3 protein-coding genes are annotated in these 4,494 nt (G+C 31.1%); all 3 read left to right on the top strand.

What is annotated here, in order from left to right; genetic code table 11:
• Positions 1 to 104 precede the first annotated feature (104 nt).
• The 3 genes from K8Z87_RS13620 to K8Z87_RS13630 all read left to right on the top strand — a co-directional run bounded on the left by K8Z87_RS13620 (position 105) and on the right by K8Z87_RS13630 (position 3,748).
• Positions 105 to 1,070 (top strand): hypothetical protein, encoded by a 966-nt coding sequence (locus K8Z87_RS13620; RefSeq protein WP_227478127.1) that lies wholly within the window; start codon positions 105 to 107, stop codon positions 1,068 to 1,070.
• Positions 1,071 to 1,269: 199 nt separating this feature from the next.
• Positions 1,270 to 2,871, top strand: coding sequence for an ATP-binding protein (locus K8Z87_RS13625; protein ID WP_227478128.1), 1,602 nt, complete (start codon positions 1,270 to 1,272; stop codon positions 2,869 to 2,871).
• Between the two features lie 226 nt (positions 2,872 to 3,097).
• Positions 3,098 to 3,748 carry a GIY-YIG nuclease family protein gene (locus K8Z87_RS13630; RefSeq protein WP_227478129.1) on the top strand — a complete coding sequence of 217 codons (651 nt, stop codon included), beginning with the start codon at positions 3,098 to 3,100 and terminating at the stop codon, positions 3,746 to 3,748.
• The last annotated feature ends 746 nt before the right edge of the window (positions 3,749 to 4,494 follow it).

Genomic DNA, 4,494 nt, shown 5'->3' on the forward strand with positions numbered 1-4,494 from the left:
TGCCGACTTACGAACATTCCTTCGGAATATTCTATCTGTGATTTATTTGCTAAATTAGTTGCTTAACCACGCAACTAACCATACACATCAACGTTAGCACCAATATGACAAAAATCCTACGCAAATTCATATCGTATTTTATATTAATCGGTTTAGTTTACTACTTATTTTTAGTTGTTGAGACCATCAGCTTATATTTTAGCGAATTTGGGTTTGACCTGACGAATGGAATACTTTTTAGTTTTAGTCAAATACCAGCTGTAATTAATTTTGGTGTTTTCATTGCTTTAATCTTGGTTACATCGGAATTGATAAAAGAGAAAATTCCTATCTCAAAATTTTTCCAATTCGGACTTATCGCATCACTAATCTTTGGCGGACTAATATTCTTACTATCTAATAGTGTGGTTCCAAAACTGAGAATGACATCGTTCTTGGATAGATATGAAAACGCAAGAAAAGAACCATTTACGTCGCAAGAAAGAATTGAAAAAGCTACCGAATACAAAAAAACAAATGTTGATATGATGAGTATTGGACTTATAAACCAATATTCTGACTCTTTAGAAACTGAAAATAAGTCTCAAAAGAAAATTATCTCTGACTTATTTAAAAAAATTCCTGATAGCATAATTCAAAATGATTTTTCAAAAACGGAACTTAACGAATATGGAATCTCAAAAAACGAATTGACAACAGAATTTAATCGAAGAGATTTATTTCAATTAAAAAACGAAATAAGAAAGAATACCCTCTTGACAAAGCAATTAAGAAAATCTAATTGGACAAAAAATACTCGCTATTTAAATAGTTTTCTGACTTTATTTCTGATTTGTTTTGCTGTAGTTATTGGTGCGAATTTTAAAAATCAATTAATATTTTCGCTAGTCTGCATTGGAATTGTGATTTATTCGCAGACTTTGACTTTATTGACAACGTCATCGGACTACTTTATAAATGGAGATAATTTATTAGGTTTTATTTTTAAGATAATAATAATTCTAATTGTATTTTTATATTTAGTCTATCGAATGAAATCGAAAAAAAATACTGGTGCTAACACCGTATAAAAATAATAGGGCAATTAGTGCTTAATTCAATGGCTTGGGCACTTTTGCGAAGTCGCCAAATTTTTAAATTTGGCTTATTGAGAAAAAAAGATAATAAGAAAATTTAAAAATTCGGCTTGTGTTTAACCGAATGGTTCGTGCGTTTTTTCCGCCCTACTATTCTTATACAAGACCGTTAGCACACATACGAAAAAAACCGATGAACAAAGGACAAACAGCAATAACCGAACTAATAAAGGAATTCAAAACAGCATATTCGATTGAAAATGATTTATTAGTTAATTTGTCAACCTTTCAGTCGCTCGATCCAAAATTGGAATTTTCCAAAGTTCAACGGAATGAAAATGAATTAAACTCAATAGACAGTAATTTCGATTTGATTTTTGGCGACTTTCCGTTCGGAATGAACCGAATAGAAACAGAACTTTTACCGAATAAAAAAATTAGTCAGAATTGGAATTCAATTTTTAAGAGTTTAAAATTATTGAACGACAAGGGATTTGCCTTTTTTGTCGCTGAACCATCAATTATTTACTCAAAACAAGCTTTAGATTTTTTGAATGCTATAAATGCAAATCAATTCTATCTAAATTTGGTTTTAAAAATTCCATCAAAAATTTACGAACCTCATACTAATTTTCAGCCAATTTTAATTGGCTTTTCAAAAGAGGAATATCAAAAGTTATTTATAGCAGATTTAGACCAAGACAATATTCCCACAATTGTTCAGAACTTTAAAGAGAAAAAAGGGACTGAATTAGAAAATGGAATTTGGGTTAATAGAGATAGTTTTCAATCATTTTCAAATTTCAGTATTTTAAATCAAATTGGTAGCTTAAAAACTCAATATAAAGAATACAAGGAATATCAACTTTCCGAAATAGCTTTAGAAATCAATTTAACACGCGAAAGTTTTGAAGAAAAACCAAACTCAATTTACATTCCGAAAATCGGCACTTCAGATGTAGTTTCATCACTATCAAATTTAAAAATTAAGCCTCAAAATTACTTTCAAGTTGTCTTAAACAATGAAATCGTTTTGGCAGATTATTTGGCTTTATTCTATAAATCAGAATTAGGTCAGTTAATTTTAAACTCTTTAAATACAGGTAGTTTCATTCCAAGTATAAATAAAGGCAGTATTCAAGATAGTTTTGTCGCAATTCCAAAATTAGAAGAACAAAAATTATTAGTACACACAAATAGCAAATTAGAAGATTTGCAAAACACAATCGAAGATTTACGGCTTGAATTAAGTCTCAACCCAAAAAACGCACCAATTATTTTAGAAAAGTTCGATACAATTCAAGGACCTTTAAAAACACTTTCAGTTGAAGACGAAATTTTAGCATTAATTAGAAAAGGAGAAGGAAAACAGATTGAATTTAAACAAACTTTCTCAAAAAACATTCATACACAAAAGAAAGACCCAGCAATCGAAAAGTCATCACTTAAAAATGTTGTTGGATTTTTAAACGCCAAAGGAGGAACACTATTAATTGGAGTTGCAGACGATAACGAAATAACAGGAATTGAGGACGATTTTTACAAATCAAATGATAAATATCTTCTTAATTTCAAAAATGCAATAAACTCAAAAATTGGTTCGGAATTTTATCCACTAATAGAATACGACATTTATAAGATTTGGGATAAAAAAGTACTCAAAGTTGATTGTCAGCCATCAAAAAGAGCTTGCTTTTATGACACGAACGAATTTTATGTTCGGACAAATCCTGCAACGGACAGATTGGAAGGACAGAAATTAATTGAGTATGTAAATAGAAGATTTGCGAAGTAGTACGTGTGCTAACAACGTATATAAAACATAGCTATTATAGGCTTTCCGAAAGGTTTGTGTGTATTTACGAAGTCCGCCAAATTTTTTAATTTGGCTTTTTGAGAAAATAAGATAAAAAGAAAATTAAAAAATTCGGCTCGTGTATAATCCGAAAGTTAAGCGACTATTCATACGCTACGTTTCATATACAAGACCGTTAGCCACCATACAAAAAACTGCGAATTAAATGACAAAAACGGAAATAGAAGAATACTTGCTAAAGCTTGAGCATAAACTCATAATTGAATCTGAAAGAAAAACAATCGAGTTAACACGAGATTGGGCAAATTCATTTCCGAATCAATCAGCAGTTTATCTATTTCGTGAAGATGGAGAAATATGTTATGTTGGAGAAACTGGAAGTATTCGTGGAAGAATGAACGACATTCTTAATACCAAAAATCATACGGTTAGACGGAATTTAGGTAATAGCCATTATTCAGAACATCCGAATTACGAAAAAGCGACATCAAGAAAGAGTTTTGCGGACGAAATCGAATTGATGCTTAACGATAGAATTACAAAACACCTGACTCTATCTTATATTGTTGTTGATTTAGGACGAAAGGAATTGGAAGAAAGACTTTATGCAAAGTTAAACCCAAAATATAGTCTGAAAGGAAAACGTGGAGCTGTAAAAGCATACTCAAAATCCGAAAAGCAAGCAAAGAATAAAAATGCCTATGAAAAATGGACAACGGAAAGTGACGAGCGATTAGAAAAACTATTCTGTGAGGGAAAAACGACAGCGGAATTGAGCAAGATTTTTGGGAGAAATGGAGGAGCTATAAGGTCAAGAATTAAAAAACTGGAACTGAAAGAAAAGTACGGTGGCTAACAATGTATATAAAAAATAGGGCAATTAACGCTCAAACAAAAGGTTTTCGCTAATTTACGAAGACCGCCAAATCTTTTGATTTGGCTTTTAGAAAAAAATAAAAACAAAACACAAAAGATTTGGCTCTGTGTTTATCCGAAAAGTTACTGCTAATCATCTGCCCTACTTTTCATATACGGAGCCGTTAGCTTTAATGCTGGAGCAAGTTTACGGTTTGAAAAAAAACTAGTTTTATTTTTCGATTTTTTTTAGAATTTTAAGGTAGATAAATCAGAAAAAATTGTGTGAGGAATTTCAAAGTTTTTCGGAATTAATTACTCAAACTCTGAATTGAATTACGGCTGACTTTTTAGCCTGTTTACGTAATCAGAACTGGAAAAACAACGTCGGAATTGCTCACTCAAACCTGAATTAAAAAATGGTCGGAATTTGAGCAAGTTTGCGGAATGAAAAAAAAGTGGAAATTATAGTAATCGGAATTTTAAACTGACCGAAAAAAGAAAAACGGTATGAATTATAAAAGCACTAAAAGCTAACAACGGCTATAATTCATTACGGCGGAATTTCCTCACGGAAATTCCATTCATTTTTGTTATCTTTCGGTCAACGTCGGAAAAATGGTTACCCATTTTTCCGTAACGAAACCATAGCCAAGACCGTTAGCCTTAATTAGAGAAAAACCCAGAAATGATATTCAATAACAGAAAAAGAAAACAAGCAGTAATAGACTTTTTTGAATATGTAGA

It is taken from the genome of Winogradskyella immobilis, from assembly GCF_021887715.1.
Lineage (GTDB): Bacteria > Bacteroidota > Bacteroidia > Flavobacteriales > Flavobacteriaceae > Winogradskyella > Winogradskyella immobilis.